The organism is Azonexus hydrophilus, assembly GCF_905120355.1.
Taxonomy (GTDB): Bacteria; Pseudomonadota; Gammaproteobacteria; order Burkholderiales; family Rhodocyclaceae; genus Azonexus.
Window position 1 is genome coordinate 1 of sequence record NZ_CAJHOB010000032.1, and the last position, 5,114, is coordinate 5,114.

Genomic DNA, 5,114 nt, shown 5'->3' on the forward strand with positions numbered 1-5,114 from the left:
TCGCCCCTCAATTCAAGATTCTATCGAAGCGACAACTATTCTGACCCAGGGGGAGTGGTTTAAAGAATCTATCGACCGGGCCGTCCTAGGTGTTGTGCGGACTAACGTTTGAATTCACCGGCCTGCGCGGCTTTTTTTGCGCAGGTCCGGTGGAATGATTGGTTAGCGCCTTATGCAAGCCTGAGGCAAACCATGTTTGGATCTTGTATTGCGCAATAAACCTTCCCGCTCTGGGCTAATTTGGCTTCTCCGATTACTAATATGTATGCACCTGCAAAATCTTCCTCTTCGTTTATGTTGTAACGTGCGCAAACCTGCGTAAACGAATCGTCATCAATAAAAAAGCTGATATTTCTTCTGCCGCCGCTATTCAACCAAATGGTTCCATTTTGATCCGCGCCAACATCTGACAGCATTCCCCAAAAACCTTTTAGCGAATTTAGATGATGAGGCTGAATCTCAAGAAGGGGAACAAAGAAATCTCGGACTTGAATTTCGTTACCTAAGACTTCTAGGATTTGCTGAGACGCCCTGAAGTCTGGGGACTCAATTAGTTTCCTAAGCAGGGTGCTAAGCCTGCGATGCATACGCGCATTGTTTGCTGCATTATCACCAATATGGATTCCCGCTCTTCCGCCGCCTCGGACTGGGCCGAGGTGCGGTTCGGCATGAATATGCTGCTGCGCGCCAAAATTAAGATCAACAACAATTCTTTCTCCGGGGTTGTAAATTACTTCCGCAATCTCTCCCTGGCCATGAATAACTCGAGTTTCATCTAGAACCGACAGTGAACAGTTGGGTTGGTGCGGGCGGGCTCCAAAACATGCCGCACGCCCATTTCTTGTTTGCCTTCTGAAGAAGGCAGGGCCGCTACACTCTGGACATACAAGACTTCGTCTTTTCTCGCTCATATCTGCAAAAGGCAGTTGAGCAAATTGGGCTGACGTATAGGTGTAGTTGTCGAGTGTGCAAAGTGCTACATCCATGAAGCGGCTCCTAAGGAATAGAGTAATAGCGCTAACGCTGGCAGTAACGGGCCGAGCCGCGTAGCCGCGAAGGTCCGCGTTGACTGAAATGTTGGGCGGCTGGAGAGATTCGATGCGAACGTACAAGCACTGGGATTTGATGGACTCGCTGCCCGCAGGATGGACCATCGACAATCATGCAGGCAGCCCCCTGGCTGGCTATTTGTTTGCTACCAACGGCAGCCCGTTGCGCGGCGGAAAACGCGCTCTTGTGCGAGTTGTTCCCGCGCAAAGACAGCTTTTCGATGCCGGAGTGGTTTGTTCCAAAATGGAAACAACCACTCCCGGTCCGGATGAAAAGTCGAAACCGACACAGGTTGTTGATGCTCACTACGCCAGAACGGTAAACGACCTGGCTAGGGCCAAGTTTATGCGCAAGCTGTTGGCCGACATATTGGTCGACCTGACGATCTGCGAGATAGAAGGCTGGTGCAAGCACGATTACCTCAACGCGCTGGTTGAATTGATTAACGGCATAGGACGGCAGCCGGATTTGCCGCCCAACGTGAAAGTTAAGCGCCGCCCATGGGGTGCCAGCCAGGCGGCAGGCGGTAGCGGCGGGGCTTCAACGCTACGGGGGTTGGGCGCATGGGGTACAGCGACACAGGACAGCCGCCGGCGCAGGCGTCTGTCTGTGGCGCAGAAGCCCATGCGCTGGGGGTTCCGGGCGGTGTGTGCTCCGTCAAGGGTGGCCGGCGTGCCGGACAGCGCAGCCTCCCTTGATCGGCGGAAGGACAAAACACCCTGACCGATGAGGCGCAGGGGGGCTTTTCTCCCCGGCGGCTCATGGAGACCGGGGGTGGGTTTTTGGCAGTCAATCGGGCTGATCGGGGGGCGCGAAGCGCCCCCCTTTAGATTTATAACTAGGACACTTTGGAAACGAGACAATGAAATCTTCATTTCAAAGGGGAATGCAAGAGGCCGGAATCCGATGCGCCCAACGTTCAGCTTGAGGGGCGGCCGACCGAAGGGAGGGAACCCAGAAGCGCAGCTTCTGGGCAGTCCCCTCGAAGCGATGGTTAGGGGCGGACATTGAGTTCCACCTGGAATGTGACTTCGCCTCTTGTCTGAAGCGGAGACAGGGACTTCATGGCCTCATAGAGAGCCTGGAGTATGGACTCTTGAGGACTTCCTTGGCTCGCAATCTTGACCTCAAGCCGATTTGGCTGACAATCGAACTGGACGAGCACGAGAGCAGGAGCGTTGTTCTTCGCAAGGATAGGATATGCCCTGTTCTCGGCAGACTTAATGAACGAAGCGAGGTCTTCGACACGGACTCGCTGCTTCAGGTCTGACTCGCCTGTGAGCAGACGAATGCCATTGGTGACAACTGGTTGTCCAGTGGTGTCGCGTTCAGTTTCCGATTTGTAGGTCTTGAACTCGCCTTCCGTGATGTAAGAGCGATGATCGACCGGGTTGTCGTAGCGAGCTTCGCCGTGTGCGGAAGTGAAGGATGTGCTCATGATGAGGAAGCTGCAGATGATCGAGGGTATGCGCACCGGGATGCCCCTAACGTTGGACGTAACCGGATGGCAAAAAGCGCAGCTTTTTGACGGTCCGGTTGACGGACTTGTTAGGCATTGAGCTAGCTAGCCTTGGGATATTATTCTTCATTTATCGAGATATTTTGGGCGTCAAGCCAATTTGGCGTTGTGATTGCCGAAAAGATGGCTTGGTTGGCACTGCTCATTAGACGGAAATTTCGATCTGCCCAGCAGCTTTTCGCCATTTCGTATCGGTTGTTGCCTTCCGAGCATCTGCTTCGGGCAGCATCGGTGGCATTGTCTATTTCTCGAATAAGAATTGCGCTGCTGGTGCTCTTGATGCTATCAATACATTCATCTAGCAGGCCATATGGGCCATTACTTCCCCAGTTGGTGGTATTCAACCTTCTGTCCCAACACTCCTTGAATTTTTCTTCTGGTGCATCTTTAAGATTCAGTATATATGCCACTACTTTATTGACGTTTTTTATTGTTTCTGGCTGTGTTTGATGAATCCCGGTTGTGGCGCCGTCAAGAATGGTTGCTATTGCACGAAGTTTCCGGTTTTCGGTTTGATATTTTTGAAGCTCTGCGCTTATCTCGGCGACTCTCTCTTTGTGTTGTTCGAGTTCCTTGCTTTTTTCGAGTGATGTAAAAGCTGATATGACTAAGCCCACAGCAAGGGCGGTGATGATGCTAAAAATTATAGTTTGTTTCATTTTTACGCCAATTACTTAGAGTGTTCTTTGATGGTGATAATTCTTGTCGAGCCCTGGCCAGATTTATGGAGCCTTACGGAATCCCGCAAAACCGCATCAATAATGTAGCCGTCTGTAGATGTCGGTGGGTTTTTGCATTCGACATCAACTTCTGCTTTGAATATACCGATCTCGGTAGTGCATTCGTAATGAATTGTGTATTTCATATTGTCAATAAATTTACTTTGGTTGCCTAACGTGGAAGCTCAGGGGCGCGAAGCCGGCTTGCCGGCGTAGCGTCCCTCTGCAGCGGGATGTTAGGCATTTTTCTTTTTGGGCTTTGGTAGCGGAAGTTCATTGCCTGTGGCCTGAATTAACTGATTGAGCCACTCTTGCTCTTCCCAGAGGTCGGCAGTGATGAGCAGATGAGGCTTTGCGCCGGGATATGGGGCACCTTCGATTACTTGTTGCACCATGCCTCGGCCTGCAATCGTTGGCTTGAGATACAACTGGTCATCGCAGACCAATGCAACGGGTTTGCCTGCTAAATATAGGCAATACTCGCCAAACATTTTCTTCGCGCTCACATTGGCTAAACTCGCGAGTTGGTCTAGCAAAAAATCCATCGTGGCCTGAGATGTCGCCATATGCAATGCCTAACGTGCTAGGTAAGGGGCGGCCCGCTTGCGGGACGTCCCAGCAGCCGCAGGCTGCGCCTTGACCGAGAGGTTAGAGCGGTGTGCGGTGGTGAAAATCAACGTATAGCTCCTGAAGTGATTTGGGGAGCAGAGCCCAATATGGCCCAGCCTTGGTTGGTGAAACCTCCCAAAACAAATTTTCAACAAATGCCACATCAATACAGTTTTGAACTTCAGTACTAGAGTTGCCCAAAATCGTAGCCACATATGCAAAGAAATCTCTTGTTTCTTTAACATAGGCCTCACGCTTCATTTCTGAATTTAGTGCTCGTGCGACGCTCTCAAACCAGCTGTAAGAGTCTTGCTCTTCAGACGGTGTTTCGCCCCAGTATTTGAGATGGTGAAAATCTGCCTTCTCGGTCAAAGAGGGAAATTTTGAACGCGCATCACGGAAAAACTCCGCATTGGTCTGCATGAGCAAGCTCTAACGTTTGAGGTAAGGGGCGCGCCGCTTGCGGCGCGTCCCGTGGAGGCCGAAGGCCGGAACGAACTTGACTGAAAGGTTAGGTTGCAAAATCGAGTACCTCACAACCCGCATATCAGAAATTTCCTTCATGTTAGGTGACGCCCCGATCATTTGCTTTGGCTTTTAATCAGAGTACGTAGCGCGTCAATCGGCATATCCCCCAGGCCGGTAACTCGCTCATTATTTAGGGATGTGCTGTACTTAAACTGGGCCGGACTGCCGATGAAGAAAATAATCTGTCCATCGATAGAGTACTCGTTTAGTTTAGGGTAAAAGCTGCATTGGCGAAATTCGTCGCCGACCTTGTAGTAGAACTTCGTGCCTGGTGATTGCTTCAATATCTCCGAGATTACGCATTTGAGCCGGTCGCCATCTTTTTCATATCGCGAGATGGCGATAACACTCGCAGCCTCAACTTGCTGTTCAAGGGGTAGAGAATGGAAGTGTTCGAGCACTGGCCGACTTGAATCTGGTGAAGATGAGGTAAGTGTTGGCTCAGGGCCATCCCTGGAAAAACTAATCACGGAGATAAAAGCGACAACGCAAATCCCGGCGAACAAGGCCAGAAGTACGATCAATGACCATACAGCAATGGTTAGCCTCCTAACTGCTCGAGTGAGATTAGCTTGATCAGAGGGTTCCATAGTGGTCACCTAATGTTGGAGGTAAGGGGCGGCCCGCTTGCGGGCGGAGCAAGTCAAGATAGTTGTCGCCTGATTCATGCGGCGAACCGTGTTTTATTT

General features: G+C 51.0%; 7 protein-coding genes. 1 reads left to right on the forward strand and 6 read right to left on the reverse strand.

What is annotated here, in order from left to right:
• Positions 1 to 170 precede the first annotated feature (170 nt).
• Positions 171 to 986, reverse strand: a complete 816-nt coding sequence (locus JYJ39_RS13695; protein WP_205205163.1) for a hypothetical protein — start codon at positions 984 to 986, stop codon at positions 171 to 173.
• A gap of 112 nt (positions 987 to 1,098) precedes the next feature.
• Here JYJ39_RS13695 and JYJ39_RS13700 point away from each other — a divergent pair, with 112 nt between their 5' ends.
• Positions 1,099 to 1,773, forward strand: coding sequence for a hypothetical protein (locus JYJ39_RS13700; protein ID WP_205205165.1), 675 nt, complete (start codon positions 1,099 to 1,101; stop codon positions 1,771 to 1,773).
• Positions 1,774 to 2,044: 271 nt separating this feature from the next.
• Here JYJ39_RS13700 and JYJ39_RS13705 read toward each other — a convergent pair whose 3' ends face one another.
• From JYJ39_RS13705 to JYJ39_RS13725, 5 genes are all read right to left on the reverse strand, one after another.
• Complete coding sequence (locus tag JYJ39_RS13705) at positions 2,045 to 2,488, reverse strand: hypothetical protein (protein WP_205205166.1); 444 nt, start codon at positions 2,486 to 2,488, stop codon at positions 2,045 to 2,047.
• A 140-nt stretch (positions 2,489 to 2,628) separates the two neighbouring features.
• Complete coding sequence (locus tag JYJ39_RS13710) at positions 2,629 to 3,228, reverse strand: hypothetical protein (RefSeq protein ID WP_205205168.1); 600 nt, start codon at positions 3,226 to 3,228, stop codon at positions 2,629 to 2,631.
• A gap of 296 nt (positions 3,229 to 3,524) precedes the next feature.
• Positions 3,525 to 3,854 carry a TfoX/Sxy family protein gene (locus JYJ39_RS13715; protein WP_205205171.1) on the reverse strand — a complete coding sequence of 110 codons (330 nt, stop codon included), beginning with the start codon at positions 3,852 to 3,854 and terminating at the stop codon, positions 3,525 to 3,527.
• Between the two features lie 82 nt (positions 3,855 to 3,936).
• Positions 3,937 to 4,320, reverse strand: coding sequence for a DUF7674 family protein (locus JYJ39_RS13720; RefSeq protein ID WP_205205173.1), 384 nt, complete (start codon positions 4,318 to 4,320; stop codon positions 3,937 to 3,939).
• A gap of 158 nt (positions 4,321 to 4,478) precedes the next feature.
• Positions 4,479 to 5,015, reverse strand: a complete 537-nt coding sequence (locus JYJ39_RS13725; RefSeq protein WP_205205175.1) for a hypothetical protein — start codon at positions 5,013 to 5,015, stop codon at positions 4,479 to 4,481.
• Positions 5,016 to 5,114: the final 99 nt, after the last annotated feature.